This is a genomic window from Bradyrhizobium quebecense, assembly GCF_013373795.3.
In the GTDB taxonomy this organism is placed as follows: domain Bacteria; phylum Pseudomonadota; class Alphaproteobacteria; order Rhizobiales; family Xanthobacteraceae; genus Bradyrhizobium; species Bradyrhizobium quebecense.
The window spans coordinates 6779926-6800061 of record NZ_CP088022.1 but is presented as its reverse complement, the minus strand read 5'-3'; the positions used below and the strand labels follow the sequence as shown (position 1 = coordinate 6800061).

Here is a 20136-nt window from a genome sequence, read left to right as displayed (position 1 = left end):
GACAGGGGCATCCATTCATTCAAGGCGCGGGTGATCGCGCTTCGCCGTGCGAATCGATTGGTGCGCAGGCAAGGTTGCGGGATCACCGTGAAAGGCTGAAGCGAAGCGGGGATGGTGGATTTTCTCGGCATGTTCCGGCGGCGCCCTGCGAAACGCAGTTCCGGATTTGCGCGCGCGCATGACGACATCACGGCGCTCGGCGACCAGTTCGGCGAGATGCTGACGTCACCGGTGCGCGACGCGCCGCCGATGGCGCGCGCCGCTCCGGTTCCCGCCGTCGAGCTGCCGCGATCCCAGCCCGCAGCAGCACCCGCCCCGGCGCGGGCGAGGCCGGCCAGGAATCCGGCTAAGAACAACGCCGCTTCTGCGCCGCAGCTCATCAAGCGGCCGGGCTATCTGGCTGTGCATAGCGTGGAAAAGAGTTTTGGCAGCCGCCAGGTCGTGCGCGGCGTCAGCATCTATGTGCGCCGCGGCGAGGCGGTCGGCCTGCTCGGGCCCAACGGCGCCGGCAAGACCACGGTGTTCTACATGATCACCGGCCTGATCAAGGCCGATCGCGGCGCGATCGAGCTCGATGGTCACGACGTCACCAAGCTGCCGATGTATCAGCGCGCGCGGCTCGGCATCGGCTATCTGCCGCAGGAAGCCTCGATCTTCCGCGGCCTGTCGGTCGAGCAGAACATCCGCGCGGTGCTCGAGGTCGTCGAGCCCTCGAAGAAGAAGCGCGAGCACGAGCTGGATTCGCTGCTCGACGAATTCAACATCACGCGGCTGCGCAAGAGCCCGTCGATCGCGCTGTCCGGCGGCGAGCGCCGCCGCGTCGAAATTGCGCGCGCGCTGGCGACGCGTCCGAACTACATGCTGCTCGACGAGCCGTTCGCCGGCATCGACCCGATCGCGGTCGGCGACATCCAGGACCTCGTGCGCCATCTCACCAACCGCGGCATCGGCGTGCTCATCACCGACCACAACGTCCGCGAGACGCTCGGCCTGACCGACCGTGCCTATATCGTCTATGCCGGTGAGATCTTGACTGAGGGCAGCCCGGAGGAGATCGTTAACGACCCGGATGTACGCAGGCTTTACCTTGGCGAGGAATTCCGCCTGTAGCCCAAATTTTGCATCCGTCAAGCCGTGTACATCCCAAGCGGACTAAGATAAGCAAGAATCGAGCCAATTTTTGGGATCGTTCTTGCCTCCATGGCGCTGACGCAAAGACTAGAGTTCCGCCAGTCGCAGTCGCTGGTGATGACGCCGCAGCTGATGCAGGCGATCAAGCTGCTGCAACTGTCGAACCTGGATTTGTCGGCCTTTGTCGAGGAAGAGCTGGAGCGCAACCCGCTGCTCGAGCGGGCCGCCGACGGGCCGGAACCGCCGGTGGCAGGCGAGCCGGCGATGGAGCGGCCGGACTACGGCGATTCCGATGGTTCCTCGAGCTACGGAGACGAGGGCGAGGCGTCCGACATGACCGCAGGCTCGGGCGGCGAGGCCGCCTTTGAGCCCGGCCAGGAGGAATGGCTGAACCGCGACCTCGGCACCCGCGCCGAGATCGAGCAGACGCTCGATACCGGGCTCGACAACGTGTTCTCCGAAGAGCCGGCCGAAGCCGCCGCGCGCGCCGCGCAGGACGCGCCGCCGTCGGTCTATACCGAATGGGGTGGTGGCGCCTCCAGCGACGACGAATACAATCTCGAAGCCTTCGTGGCCGCCGAGCTGACGCTCGCCGATCACCTCGCCGAACAGCTCGCCGTGGCATTCTCGGCGCCGGCGCAGCGTATGATCGGGCAGTATCTGATCGACCTGGTCGACGACGCCGGCTACCTGCCGGCCGATCTCGGCCAGGCCGCCGAGCGGCTCGGAGCGCCGCAGCAGGCGGTCGACGAAGTCGTCGCGGTGCTGCAGAAGTTCGATCCGCCGGGCGTGTGCGCGCGAAACCTGAGCGAGTGCCTGGCGATCCAGCTGCGCGAGCTCGATCGCTACGATCCGGCGATGCAGGCGCTGGTCGAGCATCTCGATCTGCTCGCCAAGCGCGACATCGCGGCCTTGCGAAAGCTGTGCGGCGTCGACGACGAAGACATCACCGACATGATCGCGGAGATCCGCCGGCTCGATCCGAAGCCGGGGCTGAAGTTCGGCACCGCCCGGACGCAGACCATGGTGCCCGACGTCTATGTGCGTCCGGGCCCCGACGGCGGCTGGCATGTCGAGCTCAACAGCGACACTCTGCCGCGCGTCCTGGTCAACCAGACCTATTACTCTGAGTTGTCGAAGACGATCCGCAAGGACGGTGACAAGTCGTACTTCACCGACTGCCTGCAGAACGCGACCTGGCTGGTCCGCGCGCTCGATCAGCGCGCCCGCACCATCCTGAAGGTCGCAACCGAAATCGTCCGCCAGCAGGACGGATTCTTCACCTATGGCGTCGCGCACCTAAGGCCGCTCAATCTGAAGGCGGTGGCGGATGCGATCCAAATGCATGAATCGACGGTGTCGCGCGTCACCGCCAACAAATACATGGCGACCAATCGCGGCAGTTTTGAATTGAAGTATTTTTTCACCGCGTCGATCGCCTCCGCCGACGGCGGCGAGGCGCATTCGGCCGAAGCGGTGCGTCACCACATCAAGCAATTGATCGACGGCGAGGCGGCGTCGGCGATCCTGTCCGACGACACGATCGTGGAACGTTTGCGCGCTTCAGGCATTGATATCGCCCGCCGCACCGTCGCGAAGTACCGCGAGGCGATGCGGATACCATCCTCGGTGCAGCGTCGCCGTGACAAACAGAGCATGCTCGGTAATGCCCTATCGGCTCCTGCCTCCTCGCCCGACCGCTCGCGCGATACAGCCCCCGTTTAGGTTACTTCTTGAGTACGACCCCGTCCGAGTACGGGCAGGATCATGCCCTCGTTGCGTTCGCGTCAAATCGCGATAGTCTCAATCTTTCCTGGCGAAGCGTCGTCCAGCAAGGGAGGTGACCGGAAGCCCAGCAAACATCATGCTCCTGCAAGAGTGATCGAGGCATCCAGCAATTGAGGCATCAAATGACCCTTCGAATCTCGGGAAAGAGCATCAGCATCGGCGAGGCGCTTCGCGCGCGCGTCAGCGAGCGCACCGACGAGGTCCTGCGAAAGTATTTTGATGGCAACTATTCCGGTCACATCACGCTGAGCAAGGATGGCTTCGGCTTCCGAACCGACTGCTCGCTGCATCTGGATTCCGGCATCACGCTGGAAGCCGAATCCAACGCCGCCGATGCCTATGCCAGCGCGGATGCCGCGCTCTTGATGATCGAGAAGCGCCTGCGCCGCTACAAGAGCCGGCTCAAGGACCGCTCGGCCCGTAAGACCTACACCGCGAACGCTGCGTTTGCCGAATTGAACGGCGTCGGGCTCGACGCGCCGAGCTACGTGATCGAGGCGCCCGAGAACGAGGACGAGGTCACCGAATACAGCCCGGTAATCATTGCCGAGGCAACCACCGCGCTGAAGCGGCTGTCGGTCAGCGAAGCCGTCATGGAGCTCGATCTGACCGGCGCCTCCTGCCTGGTATTCCAGCATGGCGGCAGTGGCCGGTTGAACATCATATACCGCCGTACGGACGGCAATGTCGGCTGGGTCGATCCGCCGGCGGTGAGCCCCTGAGGATAGTTGGCCCATGGCATTGACGTCCGAAGCTAGCCCTGCTTATGGTCCGCCGCCTCCAGGAATAAGGGGGCGGAACAGGGTTCGCAGGTGTTGGCACCGCCGATACGTTGGAGTAGAAGCCCTGCCAGCTGGACCCGGGCTAAGCCCGCATCCCACCTCAACTTCTTGACGCCGCCGCTGTAAAGCCTATTTCGCAACCTGACGGTTCATTCACCTCGGAACGTCCCAATGCCGATTACCGATTTGGTCGCACCCGAGGCGATTCTCCCGGCTTTGAAAGTCATCAGCAAGAAGCAGGCGCTGCAGGAACTCGCGGCGCGCGCGTCCGCGCTGACCGGGCAGAACGAACGCGCGGTGTTCGAAGTGCTGCTGCAGCGCGAGAAGCTCGGCACCACGGCGGTCGGTTATGGCGTCGCCATTCCGCACGGCAAGCTGCCCAAGCTGGAGAAGCTGTTCGGCTTCTTCGCCCGCCTCGAGCGCCCGATCGATTTCGAGGCGATGGACGGCCAGCCGGTCGATCTGATCTTCCTGCTGCTCGCGCCGGAAGGCGCCGGTGCCGATCACCTCAAGGCGCTGGCGCGCATTGCCCGCCTACTGCGCGACCAGGACGTCGCCAAGAAGCTGCGTGCCTCGCGCGACGCGCAGGCGATCTACTCGGTGCTCGCGCTGCCGCCGGCGAGCGCGGCCTAATCATCCGCATTCGCGAATTCGTTCGCGCAACTGTCATCAAGCCATAGTTCGTTCGTCACGCGATGGCGCGCGACACTGCGCGATCATTTCGATCGCCGTAGCCCGGATGAAGCGAAGCGCAATCCGGGGAAAATCTCGCAAGCCGCGCAAATCCCGAATTTCGTTGCGCTTCGTTCGCAACTCTATCAACAGATCGTCGGCAGCAGACGGCGGACTTCGTCGAGCAGATCGGGGATGGCCTTCTCGTCGCTGGCGAGGTGCCTGAGCAGCGCGCTCTGGAACAGGCCGTCGAATAGCGCGTAGAGCGCAGCCGGAGATGATGCCGGCTTCCTGTTGCCCAACTCCGCGTAGCGCGTGGCGATGCGCCAGATCATCGCTTCCAGGCTCTTGTCGATCTCGAGCACGTCCTTGCGAAACGCGGGCTCGAACATCGCTTGCGAGCGCAGGTCGTACCAGAGCCGGTGCATGCGGGCTTCGTCCTGCAACGTCGCCGCGAGCTTGGCGAGGAAGCCTTCGGTCAATTCGTCGCGGCTTCGTGCCGTCGTCACCACCTCGTCGTAGCGCGTCACGCATTTCGCCTTGTAGTGACGGACGCAGCAGCAGATCAGATCGAGCTTGTCGCTGAAGTAGTAGTGAAACACACCGTGCGTGAACGCGGAGTTCTGCGCGATCTCGCGCAGGCTGGTGCGCGCGAAGCCGAGTTCGCCGAGCGTTTCCAGCGCGGCCTCCGCAAGCTCGATGCGGCGTGCGTTGAACTTCTCGTCGCGCAGCGTCTCGGCCGCCACCGCCACGCGTTGGGCCGCTCCTGTCGCTTGCCGCGCCATCTCGTGCCTTTCCTGTCTCTTCCCTGCAGCAACTTATACCGCGCGGACCGCAGCGCGCTCCATCTCTTCAAAATCATCCTCTTGGACACTTGTCAAATTCAGGCTTGACAAGTGTCAAGTTCCTGGACGAGGGTTGGCGCAATAATTTGGACAACCGTCAAGACGGCTGACCTAACGACATCAAGGAGGAAATGCACTGCGGGGCGCGCCAACGCTGCGCCCCCGCCGACGCCGGCCGTGACCACCAATGCGCTCAGAATGCGCAAGGCCGCCGAGCGTGCTGTCGATCGCCAAAGCACCGATCAATCACCAAGCAAAGGGAGGACTACGTCATGAGTGGGAAGAGCCTTGAAGGCAGGAAAGCCCTGGTCACCGGCGGCGCCCGGGGGATTGGCGCAGCAATCGCGCAGGCGCTGGCGCAGTCCGGCGCCGCGGTCATGATCGGTGATATCCTCGACGATGCCGGCAAGGCCAGCGCCGCCGAGATCGCCAAGGCCGGGGTGAAAACCGGCTTCGTCAAGCTCGACGTCACCGACGACGCGCAATGGGAGCGGGCCGTCGCCGCAACGGTCGAAACCCTCGGCGGCTACGACATCCTGATCAACAATGCCGGCATCGAGATCACCTCGCTGGTCGCCGAGATCAAGGCCGAGGACGCGCGCCGCATGTGCGACGTCAACATCGTCGGCACCGTGCTCGGCATGAAGCACGCCTTCCGCGCGATGCGGCCGGGCGGAGCCGCGGGCAAGGGCGGCGCAGTCGTCAACATCGCCTCGGTCGCGGCGACGATCGCCTTTCCGAGCATCGCCGTCTACTCCGGCACCAAATCCGCCGTCGATCGCATGACGCGGGTCGGCGCGATGGAAGCCGGCAAGCTCGGCTATGGGGTGCGGGTGAATTGCATCTATCCCGGCCTGATCCCGACCGACATGGGCCTGCAGCTCGCCAATGACATCGTGAAGATCGGACTTGCGCCCGACGTCAACGCCGCCGTCGGCTCGGTGGTGGAGCAGACGCCGCTCGGCAAGCTCGCCGAGGTCTCCGACATCGCCGACGCCGCGGTGTTCCTGTGCTCGAACGAGGCCCGCTTCATCACCGGCATCGGCCTGCCGGTCGATGGCGGAATGGGCATGTAGTAACAAAGCCGACAACAAGCATTTCGGAGGATCGCAATGAGCGAGAAGAAGCCCGTCATCGTCTATGGCGCTTCCGGCTACACCGGCCGGCTGGTCTGCGAATATCTGCGCGAGTACAACATCCCCTTCATCGCCGCCGGTCGCAGCGGCGAGAAGCTCAACGCGGCGATGAAGTCGAACGTGGCCGGCATCGAGACCGCCGACCACGAGGTGGTGACGGTGCAGCACACCGTGGCGGCGCTGACCGAATTGTTCAAGGGCGCCTCGGTGGTGCTCAACACCGTGGGTCCGTTCGCCAAGTTCGGCAACGAGGTGGTGCAGGCCTGCCTGGCTGCCAAGTGCCACTACACCGACACGACAGGCGAGCAGGACTGGCTGATCACGCTCGAGCAGGAGTTTGGCACCAAGTTCGCCAATGCCGGCCTGCTGCTCGCGCCGGGCATCGCGCAGATGTACACCACCGGCGAGATCGCCGCGCAGCTGTGCCTGGAGACGCCCGGCCTGGACACGCTTGATATCGCCGTGTTCTGGGGCGGCAGCCCGACCATCGCCTCGACGCAGACCATCCTGGTCAACGCCGCGATGGCCAAGGCTTACTACCTTGAGCAGAACAAGTACGTCGAGCATCAGCCCGATGCCGGCCTCTACAACCTCGCCATCCCCGGCCAGCACGAGCTGGCGCTGGGGCGGCACCTCGCACCCGGTGTGGTTCAAGCGCGATCCGCGCGTGGCCAACGTGAAGGTGCTGGGCGGGGTGTTCAACCGTGCGCTGATGCTGGGCGTGCCGCAGATCGTTGCCGCCGCGCTGGAAGCGACCAAGGACATGAAGCCCGACGAGCGCTACGCCGCGCTGGCGCAGACCGCTGCCGGCGTGATGAACACCATGCCGCCGCGCGAGAACCCGCGCGTCAACAAGTCGATGGATTCGGTGTATGCCTCCGGCCCGCTGGGGCGCGCGCACTGCGTCATCTACGGCAACAGCAACTACAAGCAGACCGGCATGCTGCAGGCCTTTGCCGCGGCGTACCTGCTGCAGCAGCCGCCCAAGCGCGTGGGCTTCGCCTCCGGCTGCCAGGCGTTCGGCCATCACGAGTTGCTCGGGCAATTGCGCAGCTTCGGCCTGGTCGGCAAGCCGGTCCTGACCGTGCACGATTGAGCTTGGGCCCCGATTGGCTCGGGGCCCAACACTCCGTTCCCTGAAGCGTTTTCGTCAAGCGGACCGGTATCCAATTTGCTCGAAAACGCTGCTTCCGCGGGTGACGCAGTAGCGCGTCACCCGCCTCTTGCGCGAGACCTGCCATGCGCTTCATCGATTATCTCGACAAGGGTGCCTCGCTCGGCGCCGACGCGCCGTGCCTCACGATGGATGGCCGCGATCTCAGCTATGGCGAGGTACAGCGGCTGAGCTACCGGATCGCGCGCGGGCTCGAGCAATCGGGCATCGCGCCCGGCGAGAAGGTCGCGATCCTGTCCGGCAACGATCCGCTCGCCTTCGCCTGCGTGTTCGGCATCTCGCGCGCGGCCGCCGTGTGGTGTCCGATCAATCCGCGCAACGAGGCGACCGAGAACAAGTTCATCCTCGACCAGTTCGATTGCAGCCTGCTGCTGTTTCATTCGAGCTTCGCGCCAATGGTCGAAGCGGTGAGGCAGGATCTGCCCAAGCTGCGCGCGCTGGTCTGCCTTGATACCGAGCTGCCATTTGCGCCGTGATTCGACCGCTGGCTCAGCGGTGTCGCCGATGATGTCTATCAGCGCGAGACGATCGACGATCTCGCGATGATCCCGGGCACCGGCGGCACCACCGGAAAGCCGAAGGGTGTAATGCTCTCCGGCCGCAACATCGAGGCGATGACGGCGCTGACCCTGATGGGCTACCCGTTCAAGGGCCGTCCGATCTATCTGGCGCTGGCGCCGCTGACGCATGCCGCCGGGGTGCTTTGTTTCCCGATCATGACGCTCGGCGGCCGCGTCGTGATCATGCACCACCCTGACATCGGCGAATACCTCGCGCTGATCGAACGCTATCGCGTCACGCATACGTTCCTGCCGCCGACTGTGATCTACATGCTGCTCGATCATCCCGGGCTCGATGCAGCTGATCTCACCTCGCTGCAATGCTTCTGGTACGGCGCGGCGCCGATCTCGGCGACGCGGCTCGCCGAGGCCCTGAAGCGGATCGGGCCGATGGCGCAGCTGTTCGGCCAGACCGAGGCGCCAATGATGATCTCGATGATGGCGCCCGCCGATCACTACAATCCAGACGGCACGATCGCGATGGAGCGCCTTGCCTCCGCCGGGCGGATCGGTCCGCTGGTGCAGGCCGGCATCATGGATGGCGCCGGCAGGCTGTTGCCCGCGGGATCGCGCGGCGAGATCGTGGTGCGCGGTTCGCTGGTCATGGAAGGCTACTACAAGAACCCGGAGGCCACGCGTGAGGCCTCGGCGCACGGTTGGCACCACACCGGCGATATCGGCTACATCGACGGCGACGGCTACCTCTACATCGTCGACCGCGCCAAGGACATGATCATCACCGGCGGCTTCAACGTCTACTCGATCGAGGTCGAGAACGCGTTGCGTGCCCATGAGGCGGTGCAGGATTGCGCGGTGATCGGACTGCCCGACGACAAATGGGGCGAGCGCATCGTCGCGGTGGTGCAGCCGCGCGCCGGCCAAACCGTCGATACGACGGCGCTGGCCGCGTTCGTCAAGCAGCGGGTCGGCAGCATCAAGACGCCGAAGCAGATCGAGGTCTGGGACGATCTTCCGCGTTCCAAGGTCGGCAAGGTGCTGAAGCCGGACATCCGCGCGCGCTTGACCGAGCGTTCAGGCAGCTAGGGCGGCGCTTGATGGTGACGCTGTGGACCTGACGCTGCTGCCGCACCGGGTTTTAAACGCTCGCTATTCGCCGACCTTGAGCGTAGAGTCGCGTCATCACCGCCCATCCACGGCATCCACCGGTGACTGAGGGTAACGTAGGGCTCCCGCCAAAAGATGAGGAGCATACGTGTCTGGATTTCGTCTGGCCGATTGGATCGTGCCGCCGGTGATCGTTCCCCTGTTTCTTCTGCTCCTGGTGGCCGCTGCCGCCGTCCTGCATGGATAAGGCGACGCAACGATGAATTCGGCAGCGCCGGCGTTTGGCCACGCCAGGCGGACGCCCGATGCGACCGGCAACGCGCAAGCGCGCAGTCGGCGCACAACCAAAATCATCAAACGCTCGGTGTGAGTCGCCCGGAAAGGCACCTGTATGAAAACGCTTCTATTCGCCGCGGTGGCGGCCGGCCTGCTTGCACAAGGCGCGTTCGCCGCCGAACCGGCCTGCCACAAGATCGAAGGCACGGTCGGTCGTCTCGCCTGCTACGATGCCGCGTTCCCTCCGACGGTCAAGAAGCCTCCGGCCATCGATAGCAACGCGCCGCGATCCGAATACAAGGACCCGTTGATCGCGGAAGAGGCCCGCCTTGCGGCGAAGCTGAAGAACATTTGTCGCGGTTGTTGAGATTTGCGACGAGATACGCGAGTGGCCGGCGACGAGCGCATCGCTTCGTCCTTGGCGTCACCGCGTCCGGTGGCCGGCGGAGGGAGCCTTGATGGCAAGCGAAACAACCTACGTCGTGCAGGCGTTCAACGCCGGCAAGGGCGGGCATCTCAAGCCGGACCCTCCGATCGTCTGCAAGACGGCAAATGGCGCACTGCGAACGGCAGAGCGCCTGGCGTTGAGCAAGCTCGCCGTCGTTGCATTCTCGTCCACCGGCGATCCCGAAATGGGTGACTATGATGATGAGCCGATGGTCTTCTTCCGGAAGGGCGATCTTCCGGCGGTGTTCGGCTAAGGCCCGGTTGCGAAAGCTACGTAAGGGAGGACCCGGATGAGCGAGCGACTCGAAACACTGAAGAAGGCCCGCGATCGCATGATCGAGGACAGGGACGCGCATGCGAAAGTGCTGGCCGCTCCGTTCGATCGTGACAAGGCGGAGCGGGCCCGCAGCAAGTTCGTCGAGGTTCAGGCGTTGGTCGAGGCTCTGGATCGCGCCATCAGCGCGGAGGCCTCCGTTTCAGCAAGGGACTGAAGCCGGAAACCGGCGCGGCTAACGGAACGCCGGCTCGCGCGATCGGCGTTCACCTCTTGCCGTATTCGGTGAAAACGTAATCGCGGTTTTGTACCACGGTGTGGCAGGCATAGCCACACTTCGCGTCGTTCTCCTGTGGCGGATTGTCCGCCGTGGTGGCCGGCCTGAACACATCCGACGCCGCGTCATACTCGAACGCGCCGTATCCCCATCCGCCGCTATCCGCGAACCGCTTGCTGTCCTTCAGCATGAAGTCGACGTCGTGTTGGGCGCCCGGCACCGTCGGCTGACCGGGATACGCTTCCTGCTTTTTCGGGATCCAATGGATCTTCGCCATCCTGGCGCCGTCCGGGAACGTCTTGCCATTGCCGGGCACGCCCTCGCGGTAAGCGCCGATCATCGCCGGATTGCCCAGGATCACGGCGATGACGCCTTCGTTCTCGCTGATCGCGATCACCGGCCAGTCCTCGTATCCCCTGAACTCGGAGAATGCGAGCCCACCAGGCACTTGCAGACTGTATTTGTCCTGCGCGGAAATCGCGACACCGGTCGCGAGGATGGAAATCGACACCGAAGCAACGAGATTGATCAGCGAGCTCTTCCGCATGGTCGCATCTCCCTCAATCGATTTGGCGGCGGATAATCTCTTGCTGGAAATTCCTCTTTATCGCGTTGCCTTCTCCGAGGCTCAGGACTGCGCGGACCGTCGGTCACGGGAACGAATTACAGCATGGAATGGCGCGGAGCGAAATGGGGCCGCTGCCATGGTCCGCGGCCCGAAGCCACGGCGTGAGCGCCTATTGACAACCGTCCCATCGCGCCAGAAGACTCAGGGCGCATCGTCGTGCATGCGACCCCATGGGATAACCGATGTCCCTCGACTTTCGCTTCCATCGCACTCCCGTCGACGTTCTCGCCTACGAACTCGCCGAGGAGAAAGCTTCGGCACTCGGACGGATGGGCCGCGCGCTGGAACAGGCTCTCGCCAGGCTGCGCGAGTTCGATGCTGCCCATCCGCGCGCTGAAGCACCGGCATCCGCCCAACAGGCACGGCGCATCCTGGTGCGGGAAGCCGGCCACGCGCTCTGGATGTTCGTGGTGCAGCGGGAAGCTTGCGGCATGCGCGACAGCCGCGCGATCATGCGCACCTACAATGTGCCCGGCGAAGTGCAGCACTGCATGGGCCCGATGCTCGCCGCATCGACCGCATCGCCATAAAGGCGCGGACCGCCACCGCGCTGCAGCAGTGGCAGACGAGCATGTTCGACGACCATTCCCACAGACCAAGGTCGAATTTACCGGGCGGACCGAAGGACTAGATTTCGGATTGCAAGACCGTGTCATGAAGGGATGTCGTACTCCCGCGATGGCGATCGGTTAGGCCGCGCGCGATCCAGGACCGGCTTCCTCAAGGCCTGCATGGGCACGCCCCGCGCATTTGCGGCCCTGCCCCAACCAAACAAATAACCGGGCATCGATACCCCCGTCCACCGCCGTGGACGGGGGACGAAACGCATTCCAGATGGCCCGAACATGTCGGGCCAGGGAGATGTACAATGACGACATTGGACATTGCAGTCGCCCCGCTCCCGGAAGCCGAGCATCAGGCGCAATTGCGGCGCGCATTGATTGCCAGCACGGTAGGCACCACCATCGAATGGTACGACTTTCTGCTCTACAGCACGGTGACCGGCCTGGTCTTCGGCAAGCTGTTCTTTCCCAAGTCCGATCCCCTGGTTGGCGTGCTGGAGGCCTTCGCCATCTACACGGTCGGCTTCATCGCGCGGCCCATCGGCGCCGCGATCTTCGGCCACTATGGCGACCGCATCGGCCGCAAGGCAACGCTGATCGCCACGTTGCTGCTGACCGGGCTTGCCACGACGGCGGTCGGCCTCGTCCCGACCTATGACAGCATCGGCATCTGGGGTGCCGTCATCCTGACCGTCATCCGCTTCATTCAGGGCGTCGGGGTCGGCGGCGAATGGGGCGGCTCGGTGCTGCTGTCGATGGAGTGGGCGCGGACCAACAAGCACCGCGGCTTCATCACGTCCTGGCCGCAGCTCGGCGGTCCCGCGGGATTGCTGCTGGCAAACATCGCGGTGCTGGTGTTCAGCCGCATTTCCGGCGACCAGTTCCTGGTTTGGGGCTGGCGCATCCCGTTCCTGCTGAGCCTCGTGATGATCGCCATCGGGCTCTACATCCGGCTCGGCATCATGGAGACGCCGACATTCCGGCGGATCGTGGCCGAGAACCGTGTCGCGCGCGTCCCGGTGATCGAGGTGATCAAGCGTCAGCCGCGGTCGATCATTCTCTCGGCGCTGGCGCGGATGGTCGAACAGGCGCCGGCCTACATCTACCTGGCCTTTGTCTTCGCTTACGGCACCCAGGTCATCCATCAGGATCGCGACTTCCTGCTCATCTGTCTGATCTGCGCCGGCACCCTTGAGCTCTTCACCATCCCGCTGGCGGGGCACCTGTCGGATCGGATCGGGCGCAAGCGCCTGTACCTGATCGGTGCGGTTCTGACCGGGCTGTTCGGCTTTGCGTATTTCGCGCTGCTGAACACGGCAGCTCCGGCGTTGATCTTCATCGCCATCGTGCTGTCATTCATACCGCATGCTCTGACATATGGCCCGCAGGCGGCGCTCATAGCCGAGTGCTTCACCCCGCGGCTGCGGTACAGCGGTTGCTCGATCGGCTACCAGCTCTCCTCGGTCATTTCAGGCGGGCCGGCACCGTTGATCGCCACCGCACTGCTGGCCGCCACCGGCTCGGGCTACGTGATCGCGCTCTACATTCTGTTCTCGCGGTCGTCAGCATTGTCGCGACCGCCATGATGCCCGACTACACCAACAAGGACATTTCCGAGGAGCACGACAGGCCTTGATCGAATGATCCAAACGAGGTCTGCAAAAAAATGCGCGGGCCGCCTCGATCGGTGTCGAGGCATGCCCGCGCATTGAACTCGCGGATGCTGAATTAGCCGCGCTAGTGCACGCTGACGGCCTGCAGCTCGTTGCTCCAGGCGTTCGCGATCGCGGCTTCGCGGCTGTCGGTCAGCATGATCGGCGTGCCGTCGGCGGCATGCAGTGCGAACAGCTTGAGGCCCGGCGCGATCTTCGGCGCCTGCGGAAAGAGATCCGGCACGTCCTCGGAACGGACTTGCTTCACATAGGCGATATGGCCCTCGCCCAGATGGGCCAGCGCTTCCGGCGTGACGCTCTCGGATTGGAAGATGATATTCGCTTCACTCATGGTCTCGACTCCTCAGTCAGATAAGCGGTCGAGTCCGCTCGTTGTTTCTATTATTCGTGTTCATTGATAGCGATTGTCTTAACGACCCGTTCAGGTTCCGGCCTGGCCAGGTCAATCGACAACAACCCGTTCTTCAGATCCGCGCCGAGCACCTGCATCCCCTCCGCCAGCACGAAGGTGCGCTGGAAGTGGCGCGCGGCGATGCCGCGATGGATGTATTGCCGAGCCTTGTCGTCCTGCTGGCGGCCGCGGATGACGAGCTGATTTTCCTCAATAGTTACATCGAGTTGGTCGCGGGTGAAGCCCGCTACCGCCAACGTGATGCGCAACCGCTCGGGCTGCCCGTTGGTACGGTCGCACCGCTCGATATTGTACGGAGGATAGCCGTCAGCGCCCTTCACGACGCGGTCGAGCGCACGCTCGATCTCGTCGAATCCCAGAAGGAACGGACTGGACAACGATGGAACACGAGACATTACAAAGTCCTCTCGAAGCGACTTTGAGGGGCCCTTGCGGCACCCCATGCAACCGGCGGGCCGCTTGCCCGTCGGTCACCAGCCAATATGGGAGTGATCTGGATAGCGTTCAAGCGCCTCTGAAACCAGCGTAAATGCCGCCTGGAGCAAATCGGTTCTGATCAAATCAGGACCGATATGCTCCACTTTTTGTTTCGGGCGCGTTTTCTTCACGCGAACCGGTGTCCACTTCGCTCGAAAACGCGCCAGCATGGCCCCCAATCGTTCCGGATCGGTTACGGGCCGACGCGCTTGCGGCCGTCAGCGGTAAAAAGATGCAGTTTGTCGCGCGGCGCGACCGCCCGGATCTGCTCGCCGATCGCAGGCCCAGTGGCGCCGGGAATCCGGACGATCACTTCGCCGGGCGGCAGCTCGCCCGGATTGGCGGCGATGGCCCGTTCCTCGCGCTGGCGGCTGCCATAGACGAAGGTCTCGGCGCCGACATGCTCGATCGCCTCGACCGTCAGGCCAAGCGCGACGCCGCCGGATGCGGTCTCGCTGGTGATCACGAAATCTTCCGGCCGGATGCCGACGATGCCGGCACCATCGGCGCCCGCGATCTGGGACGTCAGCTCGTCCGAGCGCAGCGGCATCAGGTTCATCGGCGGCGCGCCGATGAAGGAGGCGACGAAGGTGGTCGCCGGCTTCTGATAGATCTCCAGCGGATTGCCGATCTGCTCGACCTGGCCGCCATTCATGACCACAAGGATGTCGGCGAGCGTCATCGCCTCGAGCTGGTCGTGGGTGACGTAGATCGAGGTGGTGTTGAGCCGGCGCTGCAGCTTGCGGATCTCGACCCGCATCGCGATGCGCAGCTTGGCGTCGAGGTTCGACAGCGGCTCGTCGAACAGGAAGACTTTCGGCTGGCGCACGATCGCGCGGCCCATCGCGACGCGCTGGCGCTGGCCGCCGGAGAGCTGCCGCGGCTTGCGCTCCAGCATCGGCGAGAGCTCGAGGACGCGCGCGGCTTCCTCGACGCGGGTCTTGACTTCGGCTTCGGCCATGCCGCGGTTGCGCAGGCCGTAGGCCATGTTGTTATAGACGCTCATATGCGGATAGAGCGCGTAGTTCTGGAACACCATCGCGATGTCGCGATCGGCGGGCTCGATCTGGTTGACGACGCGGCCGCCGATGTCGATCTCGCCGCCGGTGATGGTCTCGAGCCCCGCGACCATGCGGAGCAGCGTGGACTTGCCGCAGCCGCTTGGGCCGACCAGCACGCAGAACTGGCCGTCGCCGACGTCGACATCGACGCCCTTGATGGCCTCGAAGCCGCCGGGATAGGTCTTGCGGACGCTGCGCAGCGTGACGTTAGCCATTACTTTTCCGTCTCCACCAATCCGCGCACGAACAGTTTCTGCATCACGACGACGACGAACACCGGCGGCAGCATCGCGAGCAGCGCGGTCGCCATCACGACGGGCCATTCGGTCAGTGCGTCGGTCGTGGTGATCATCTTGCGGATGCCGACCTGGATGGTCTGCATGTCGTCGCGCGTGGTGATCAAAAGCGGCCAGAGATACTGATTCCAGCCGAGGATGAACAGGATCACGAACAGCGCGGCCATGTTGGTGCGCGACAGCGGCAGCAGCGTATCCCAGAAAAAGCGGAACGGGCCCGCGCCGTCGATGCGCGAGGCCTCCAGCAATTCATCCGGCACGGTCATGAAGAACTGCCGGAACAGCAATGTCGCGGTGGCCGAGGCGATCAGCGGCAGCGACAGGCCGGCATAGCTGTCGAGCAGATGCAGATCGGCGACGATCTTGTAGGTCGGATAGATGCGCACCTCGACCGGCAGCATCAAGGTGATGAAGATGATCCAGAAGATCGCCATCCGGAACGGAAATCGGAAATAGACGATCGCGTAGGCCGAGATGATCGAGATCGCAATTTTGCCGACCGCGATCAAGAGCGCCATGATCAGCGAGTTCAGCATCATGTTGAGCACCGGTTCGCGGGTCGAGCCGCTCGTGCCGACAAACAGCGTCTGGTAGTAGGTCTCGAGGAAATGGCCGCCGGGCAACAGCGACATCTGGCCGTTGGCGATGACGGCATTGTCCTGGGTCGAGGCGACGATCGCCAGATAGACCGGGAAGGCGACGATCGCGATCCCGATCCACAGGATGGCGTGAGCCAGATAGCGCTGGAAGCCTTCCTCCTCGACCATCAGTAGGTCACCTTGCGTTCGACGAAGCGGAACTGGATTCCCGTCAGCACGACGACGATGACCATCAGGATGACCGACTGTGCCGCGGAGGAGCCGAGATTGCCGCCGAGCAGGCCATCCGTATAGACCTTGTAGACCAGCGTTTCGGTCGCCTTGCCCGGGCCGCCGCGGGTCATCGTGTCGATGATGCCGAAGGTGTCGAAGAAGGCGTAGACGATGTTGATCACCAGGAGGAAGAAGATGGTCGGCGACAGCAGCGGGAAGATCACGGTCCAGAACCGCCGCATCGGGCGGGCGCCGTCGATCGCGGCGGCCTCGATCACGCTCTTCGGGATGCTCTGCAGCCCGGCGAGGAAGAACAGGAAATTGTAGGAGATCTGCTTCCAGGCCGCGGCGAGGATGATCAGGGCCGCCGCCTGGTCGCCGTCGAGCAGCGGATTCCAGTCAACGCCCATCGCGCGCAGATAGCGCGACAGCACGCCGAGCGAGGGGTGCAGCATGAACACCCAGAGCACGCCGACCACCGGCGGGGCGACCGCGTAGGGCCAGATCAGCAGCGTGCGGTACAGCGTCGAGCCGCGCAGCGGCTTGTCGGCCATGACCGCGAGCAGCAGCGCGAACGACAGCGAGGAGACCGCGATCGCGAACGAGAACGCGAAGGTTCGGACGATCGCCGCGAAATAGGCCGGGTCCTTGAACAATTCGAGATAGTTCTCGAACCACACGAAGGCGGTCGAAAGGCCGAAGGCGTCCTGCAGCAGGAAGGATTGGATCACCGCCTGCGCGGCCGGCCAGTAGAAAAAGATCAGGACAATCGCGAGTTGCGGGGCAACCAGCGCGTAAGGCAACAGCTTTGACTGGAAAATCGCTTGCTTTTGCATGATCTCGGCAAAATGGCAGGCCGCGTTTGCGGCCTGCCGGTTGATGGCCTCAAGGCATCATGTCAGTGGACGGCGGTCTTTTCAAACTGCCGCAGCATCTGGTTGCCGCGTTCGACGGCCGAGTCCAGCGCCTGCTTGGCGGTCTTCTTGCCGGCCAGCGCCTGCTCGATCTCCTCCGACCACATGTCGCGGAGCTGCACCATGTTGCCGAGGCGCAGACCGCGGGAATTCTCGGTCGGCTCCTTGTTAGTGAGTTCGAGCAGCGGGGTCTCCAGATAGGGCTGGTCCTTGTAGAAGCCCTCTTCCTTGGCCTTGGCGTAGGCTGCCTTGGTGATCGGCAGATAGCCCGAGGCCTTGTGGATCCAGATCTGGCGGTCAGTGTCCGAGAGGAAGGTCAGGAACTTGGCCACGCCCTTGTATTCCTCGGCCGACTTGCCGCCCATCACCCAGAGCGAGGCGCCGCCGATGATCGAGTTCTGCGGTGCGCCCTTGGCGTCGGGATAATAGGGCATCGGCGCGGCGGTGAAGTTGAACTTGGCCTGCGCCTTGACGTTGCCGAAGAAGGCCGACGAGGTCAGGTAGATCGGGCATTCACCCGCGGTGAAGCGGCCTTCACCGGTGTTGGTGCGGCCGGCATAGTCGTAGGTCTTGTCCTTCTGTAACTCGACCAAGTTCTCGAGATGCTTGACCTGCAGCGGGCCGTTGAATTCGAGCACGGTGTCGAAGCCGTCGAAGCCGTTGGCCTTGCTGGCGAGCGGCACGTTGTGCCAGGCCGAGAGCTGCTCGAGATTGACCCAGGTGACCCACGAGCCGGAGAAGCCGCAGGTGGTGTAGCCGGCCGCCTTCAGTTTCTTGGCGTCCTCGAACACTTGCGGCCAGGTCTTCGGAATCTCCGCGATGTTGGCCTTCTTCAGCGCGTCGAGATTGACCCACATCACGGTCGACGACGAGTTGAAGGGGAACGACAGCATCTCACCCTTCGAGGTCGAGTAGTAGCCGGTGATCGCGGGCAGATAGACGCTCGGATCGAACTTCTCGCCGGCATCGGCCATCAGCTTGTAGACCGGTTTGACGGCGCCGGTGGCGGCCATCATCGTTGCGGTGCCGACCTCGAACACCTGCATGATGTGCGGCGCGTTGCCGGCGCGGAATGCGGCGATGCCGGCGTTCATGGTGTCGGCGTAGCCGCCCTTGTAAGTCGGGATCACCTTGTAGTCGGATTGCGAGGCGTTGAAGTCGTTGGCCAGCTTGACGATGACGTCGTTGTTGGCGCCGGTCATCGCGTGCCACCACTGAATCTCCGTCACCGCGAACGCAGGCGACGCGAATACAAGCGTGGCAGCAGCTGCCGCAGCAGCGCCGAGTCGTCTGAAAACCATCAAAAGCCCCTCCGGTTGGAACACCATCTTTCGTTGGGCGCGTTATCAGCGCCGGATGACGTTCAAATGACCGTATAAACGAAAGCCATGGTACGGGGGAAGCCGAAGCGAAGGGAAGCGCTAAAAAAGGCGGAGAACGCCGCCCGCGTGCGTGCGGTGCAACGCCGGACGCGACGTTGCACCGCAGGGGCGATGTGTTGGCTTGATGTGAACGGTGCCCATCCCGCATCACGTGCGGGACGGGCTTTGCTTCGAATACGCTGTTAGCGCTTGCGCTGGGGACCGCAGACCACGCCCTTGTCGACCAGGCCGTTGATCTCGTCCTTGGAGTAGCCGAACTCGCCGAGTACTTCCGCAGCGTGCTGGCTGAACTTCGGTGGCGTGCGGCGCAGGCTCGGCTTGGTCCGTTCGAGCCGGATCGGCGAGGCGACGCCCTTGTACCAATCCTTCTCGATGACGTCGCCGCGATGGATCGTGTGCGGGTTGGTCAGCGCCTGGTCGATCTTCTGCACGGGGCCGGCCGGCAGGCCGGCGGCGAGCAGCCGGTTGCACAGCGGCTCGGCCTCGTGCTGGCTGAACACCGCGGCAAGCTCGGCCCGCAGCGCATCGCGGTTGGCGATGCGGTCCTTGTTGCGGGCAAAGCGCGGATCGGTGCCGAGCTCCGGCTTGCCGATCTCCTTGGCGAGCTTGCGGAAGGTGCCGTCATTGCCGACGCCGATGAAGATATTGTCGGTCTTGGTCGGGAAGATCGCGTAAGGCACGAGGTTGGGATGCTCGTTGCCGGTGAGCGACGGTGGCTTGCCATGCATGAAATAGTTCGCGGTGTGCGGATGCATGATCGCAAGCCCGGTCTCGTACAGCGTGGTCTCGATGAACTGGCCGAGCCCCGAGCGCTGCCGCTCCGACAGCGCCATCAGGATGCCGATCGCCGCGTAGAGGCCGGTCGTGATGTCGACCAGCGGCACGCCGATGCGCATCGGGCCGCTCTCCGGCGAGCCGGTCGCCGCGATCATGCCGGTCATCGCCTGGATGATCGCGTCATAGCCGGGATTGCCGCCGCGCGGGCCGTCGGCGCCGAAGCCGGAGATCCGGCAATGCACGAGGCGCGGAAATTTCGCGCGCAGCACGTCGTTGCCGATGCCCCATTTGTCGAGTGTGCCGGGCTTGAAGTTCTCGATCAGCACGTCGGCCGTCTCGAGCATCTTCATCAGCACCGCACGTCCCCCCTCGGAGGCGAGGTCGAGGCCGATCGAGCGCTTGTTGCGGTTGATGCCGACGAAATAGGCCGCGTCATCTTCATGGAAGGGAGGGCCCCAGTCGCGCACCTCGTCGCCGGCGGGCGGCTCGACCTTGATCACATCGGCGCCGTGGTCGGCAAGGATCTGGGTGCAATACGGGCCGCCGAGCACGCGCGTCAGATCGATCACGCGCAGTCCGGTCATCGCGCCCGTAGCCGCTGGGGTATTCATGGAAACAACCTTCGCTCAGTTGGGATCGGAAAACGAGGGTCCCAGAGCTAACGGTCTTCAGGCGAGGCAGCAATGCTTCCGTCGGCGCAGGCCCATGCAGCAG

The 20136-nt window shown here is 64.0% G+C and carries 21 protein-coding genes and 2 pseudogenes; 13 read left to right on the top strand and 10 right to left on the bottom strand.

The features are described from left to right. The first annotated feature begins 111 nt into the window (after positions 1-111). From lptB to ptsN, 4 genes are all read left to right on the top strand, one after another. Positions 112-1110 (top strand): LPS export ABC transporter ATP-binding protein, encoded by a 999-nt coding sequence (gene lptB, locus HU230_RS32700; protein ID WP_176534625.1) that lies wholly within the window; start codon positions 112-114, stop codon positions 1108-1110. 90 nt (positions 1111-1200) lie between these two features. Next, entirely contained in the window at positions 1201-2856 is a 1656-nt protein-coding gene (gene rpoN / locus HU230_RS32695; RefSeq protein ID WP_176534626.1) for an RNA polymerase factor sigma-54, read from the top strand. A 185-nt stretch (positions 2857-3041) separates the two neighbouring features. Then, the gene (gene hpf, locus HU230_RS32690) at positions 3042-3641 is read left to right on the top strand and encodes a ribosome hibernation-promoting factor, HPF/YfiA family (RefSeq protein WP_176534627.1); all 600 of its coding nucleotides are present in this window, start codon (positions 3042-3044) and stop codon (positions 3639-3641) included. Positions 3642-3872: 231 nt separating this feature from the next. Next, complete coding sequence (gene ptsN, locus HU230_RS32685; RefSeq protein WP_029082506.1) at positions 3873-4334, top strand: PTS IIA-like nitrogen regulatory protein PtsN; 462 nt, start codon at positions 3873-3875, stop codon at positions 4332-4334. A gap of 185 nt (positions 4335-4519) precedes the next feature. On the opposite strand, the gene HU230_RS32680 is transcribed toward ptsN, so the two are convergent. Further along, a complete protein-coding gene (locus tag HU230_RS32680) occupies positions 4520-5158 on the bottom strand; it encodes a TetR/AcrR family transcriptional regulator (RefSeq protein WP_176534628.1) in 639 nt (212 codons plus the stop codon). Between the two features lie 332 nt (positions 5159-5490). Between HU230_RS32680 and HU230_RS32675 the strand changes: the two genes are divergently transcribed. The 7 genes and pseudogenes from HU230_RS32675 to HU230_RS32640 all read left to right on the top strand — a co-directional run bounded on the left by HU230_RS32675 (position 5491) and on the right by HU230_RS32640 (position 10367). Then, positions 5491-6294, top strand: a complete 804-nt coding sequence (locus tag HU230_RS32675) for an SDR family NAD(P)-dependent oxidoreductase (protein ID WP_176534629.1) — start codon at positions 5491-5493, stop codon at positions 6292-6294. Between the two features lie 36 nt (positions 6295-6330). Then, positions 6331-7450, top strand: a pseudogene (locus HU230_RS43890) (DUF5938 domain-containing protein). A gap of 143 nt (positions 7451-7593) precedes the next feature. Further along, positions 7594-8646, top strand: a pseudogene (locus HU230_RS32660) (AMP-binding protein); the annotation flags it as partial. Beyond that, a complete protein-coding gene (locus HU230_RS43885; RefSeq protein WP_338077477.1) occupies positions 8623-9132 on the top strand; it encodes a class I adenylate-forming enzyme family protein in 510 nt (169 codons plus the stop codon). The pseudogene HU230_RS32660 and the gene HU230_RS43885, both read left to right, overlap by 24 nt. Positions 9133-9544: 412 nt before the next feature. Continuing rightward, a complete protein-coding gene (locus HU230_RS32650) occupies positions 9545-9796 on the top strand; it encodes a hypothetical protein (RefSeq protein ID WP_176534630.1) in 252 nt (83 codons plus the stop codon). 91 nt (positions 9797-9887) lie between these two features. Then, entirely contained in the window at positions 9888-10130 is a 243-nt protein-coding gene (locus HU230_RS32645; RefSeq protein ID WP_176534631.1) for a hypothetical protein, read from the top strand. A 36-nt stretch (positions 10131-10166) separates the two neighbouring features. Further along, complete coding sequence (locus HU230_RS32640) at positions 10167-10367, top strand: hypothetical protein (RefSeq protein WP_176534632.1); 201 nt, start codon at positions 10167-10169, stop codon at positions 10365-10367. A 49-nt stretch (positions 10368-10416) separates the two neighbouring features. Here HU230_RS32640 and HU230_RS32635 read toward each other — a convergent pair whose 3' ends face one another. Beyond that, positions 10417-10974 carry a cytochrome P460 family protein gene (locus tag HU230_RS32635; RefSeq protein WP_176534633.1) on the bottom strand — a complete coding sequence of 186 codons (558 nt, stop codon included), beginning with the start codon at positions 10972-10974 and terminating at the stop codon, positions 10417-10419. Between the two features lie 263 nt (positions 10975-11237). Here HU230_RS32635 and HU230_RS32630 point away from each other — a divergent pair, with 263 nt between their 5' ends. Further along, entirely contained in the window at positions 11238-11585 is a 348-nt protein-coding gene (locus tag HU230_RS32630) for a DUF6665 family protein (RefSeq protein WP_176534634.1), read from the top strand. A 338-nt stretch (positions 11586-11923) separates the two neighbouring features. Continuing rightward, positions 11924-13204, top strand: a complete 1281-nt coding sequence (locus HU230_RS32625) for an MFS transporter (protein WP_224943815.1) — start codon at positions 11924-11926, stop codon at positions 13202-13204. Between the two features lie 151 nt (positions 13205-13355). On the opposite strand, the gene HU230_RS32620 is transcribed toward HU230_RS32625, so the two are convergent. The 8 genes from HU230_RS32620 to HU230_RS32585 all read right to left on the bottom strand — a co-directional run bounded on the left by HU230_RS32620 (position 13356) and on the right by HU230_RS32585 (position 20033). Further along, complete coding sequence (locus HU230_RS32620) at positions 13356-13622, bottom strand: BQ00720 family protein (protein WP_176534635.1); 267 nt, start codon at positions 13620-13622, stop codon at positions 13356-13358. A gap of 50 nt (positions 13623-13672) precedes the next feature. Further along, on the bottom strand, positions 13673-14098 hold the full coding sequence (locus HU230_RS32615; RefSeq protein ID WP_092120814.1) for an Hsp20 family protein: 426 nt from the start codon (positions 14096-14098) through the stop codon (positions 13673-13675). 75 nt (positions 14099-14173) lie between these two features. Then, positions 14174-14350, bottom strand: coding sequence for a hypothetical protein (locus HU230_RS32610; RefSeq protein ID WP_176534636.1), 177 nt, complete (start codon positions 14348-14350; stop codon positions 14174-14176). A gap of 23 nt (positions 14351-14373) precedes the next feature. Further along, positions 14374-15456 carry a sn-glycerol-3-phosphate import ATP-binding protein UgpC gene (locus HU230_RS32605; RefSeq protein ID WP_176534637.1) on the bottom strand — a complete coding sequence of 361 codons (1083 nt, stop codon included), beginning with the start codon at positions 15454-15456 and terminating at the stop codon, positions 14374-14376. Then, the gene (gene ugpE / locus HU230_RS32600; protein ID WP_092120808.1) at positions 15456-16304 is read right to left on the bottom strand and encodes a sn-glycerol-3-phosphate ABC transporter permease UgpE; all 849 of its coding nucleotides are present in this window, start codon (positions 16302-16304) and stop codon (positions 15456-15458) included. Before ugpE ends, HU230_RS32605 begins: the two co-directional genes overlap by 1 nt. Further along, entirely contained in the window at positions 16304-17185 is an 882-nt protein-coding gene (ugpA, locus tag HU230_RS32595) for a sn-glycerol-3-phosphate ABC transporter permease UgpA (RefSeq protein ID WP_176534638.1), read from the bottom strand. Before ugpA ends, ugpE begins: the two co-directional genes overlap by 1 nt. 62 nt (positions 17186-17247) lie before the next feature. Continuing rightward, positions 17248-18564 (bottom strand): sn-glycerol-3-phosphate ABC transporter substrate-binding protein UgpB, encoded by a 1317-nt coding sequence (ugpB, locus tag HU230_RS32590; RefSeq protein WP_176534639.1) that lies wholly within the window; start codon positions 18562-18564, stop codon positions 17248-17250. A gap of 263 nt (positions 18565-18827) precedes the next feature. Next, positions 18828-20033 (bottom strand): CaiB/BaiF CoA transferase family protein, encoded by a 1206-nt coding sequence (locus HU230_RS32585; RefSeq protein WP_224943812.1) that lies wholly within the window; start codon positions 20031-20033, stop codon positions 18828-18830. Between the last annotated feature and the right edge of the window lie 103 nt (positions 20034-20136).

Excerpts from the sequence above, each read along its gene's own strand:
- HU230_RS32680 (WP_176534628.1), bottom strand. The coding sequence starts at position 5,158 with ATGGCGCGGCAAGCGACAGGAGCGGCCCAACGCGTGGCGGTGGCGGCC.
- ugpE (WP_092120808.1), bottom strand. The coding sequence starts at position 16,304 with ATGGTCGAGGAGGAAGGCTTCCAGCGCTATCTGGCTCACGCCATCCTG.
- HU230_RS32625 (WP_224943815.1), top strand. The coding sequence starts at position 11,924 with ATGACGACATTGGACATTGCAGTCGCCCCGCTCCCGGAAGCCGAGCAT.
- HU230_RS32675 (WP_176534629.1), top strand. The coding sequence starts at position 5,491 with ATGAGTGGGAAGAGCCTTGAAGGCAGGAAAGCCCTGGTCACCGGCGGC.
- HU230_RS32650 (WP_176534630.1), top strand. The coding sequence starts at position 9,545 with ATGAAAACGCTTCTATTCGCCGCGGTGGCGGCCGGCCTGCTTGCACAA.
- lptB (WP_176534625.1), top strand. The coding sequence starts at position 112 with ATGGTGGATTTTCTCGGCATGTTCCGGCGGCGCCCTGCGAAACGCAGT.
- rpoN (WP_176534626.1), top strand. The coding sequence starts at position 1,201 with ATGGCGCTGACGCAAAGACTAGAGTTCCGCCAGTCGCAGTCGCTGGTG.
- HU230_RS43885 (WP_338077477.1), top strand. The coding sequence starts at position 8,623 with ATGGATGGCGCCGGCAGGCTGTTGCCCGCGGGATCGCGCGGCGAGATC.
- ugpB (WP_176534639.1), bottom strand. The coding sequence starts at position 18,564 with ATGGTTTTCAGACGACTCGGCGCTGCTGCGGCAGCTGCTGCCACGCTT.
- ugpA (WP_176534638.1), bottom strand. The coding sequence starts at position 17,185 with ATGCAAAAGCAAGCGATTTTCCAGTCAAAGCTGTTGCCTTACGCGCTG.
- HU230_RS32615 (WP_092120814.1), bottom strand. The coding sequence starts at position 14,098 with ATGTCTCGTGTTCCATCGTTGTCCAGTCCGTTCCTTCTGGGATTCGAC.
- HU230_RS32610 (WP_176534636.1), bottom strand. The coding sequence starts at position 14,350 with ATGCTGGCGCGTTTTCGAGCGAAGTGGACACCGGTTCGCGTGAAGAAA.
- HU230_RS32630 (WP_176534634.1), top strand. The coding sequence starts at position 11,238 with ATGTCCCTCGACTTTCGCTTCCATCGCACTCCCGTCGACGTTCTCGCC.
- HU230_RS32620 (WP_176534635.1), bottom strand. The coding sequence starts at position 13,622 with ATGAGTGAAGCGAATATCATCTTCCAATCCGAGAGCGTCACGCCGGAA.
- HU230_RS32645 (WP_176534631.1), top strand. The coding sequence starts at position 9,888 with ATGGCAAGCGAAACAACCTACGTCGTGCAGGCGTTCAACGCCGGCAAG.
- HU230_RS32585 (WP_224943812.1), bottom strand. The coding sequence starts at position 20,033 with ATGAATACCCCAGCGGCTACGGGCGCGATGACCGGACTGCGCGTGATC.
- HU230_RS32605 (WP_176534637.1), bottom strand. The coding sequence starts at position 15,456 with ATGGCTAACGTCACGCTGCGCAGCGTCCGCAAGACCTATCCCGGCGGC.
- ptsN (WP_029082506.1), top strand. The coding sequence starts at position 3,873 with ATGCCGATTACCGATTTGGTCGCACCCGAGGCGATTCTCCCGGCTTTG.
- HU230_RS32635 (WP_176534633.1), bottom strand. The coding sequence starts at position 10,974 with ATGCGGAAGAGCTCGCTGATCAATCTCGTTGCTTCGGTGTCGATTTCC.
- hpf (WP_176534627.1), top strand. The coding sequence starts at position 3,042 with ATGACCCTTCGAATCTCGGGAAAGAGCATCAGCATCGGCGAGGCGCTT.
- HU230_RS32640 (WP_176534632.1), top strand. The coding sequence starts at position 10,167 with ATGAGCGAGCGACTCGAAACACTGAAGAAGGCCCGCGATCGCATGATC.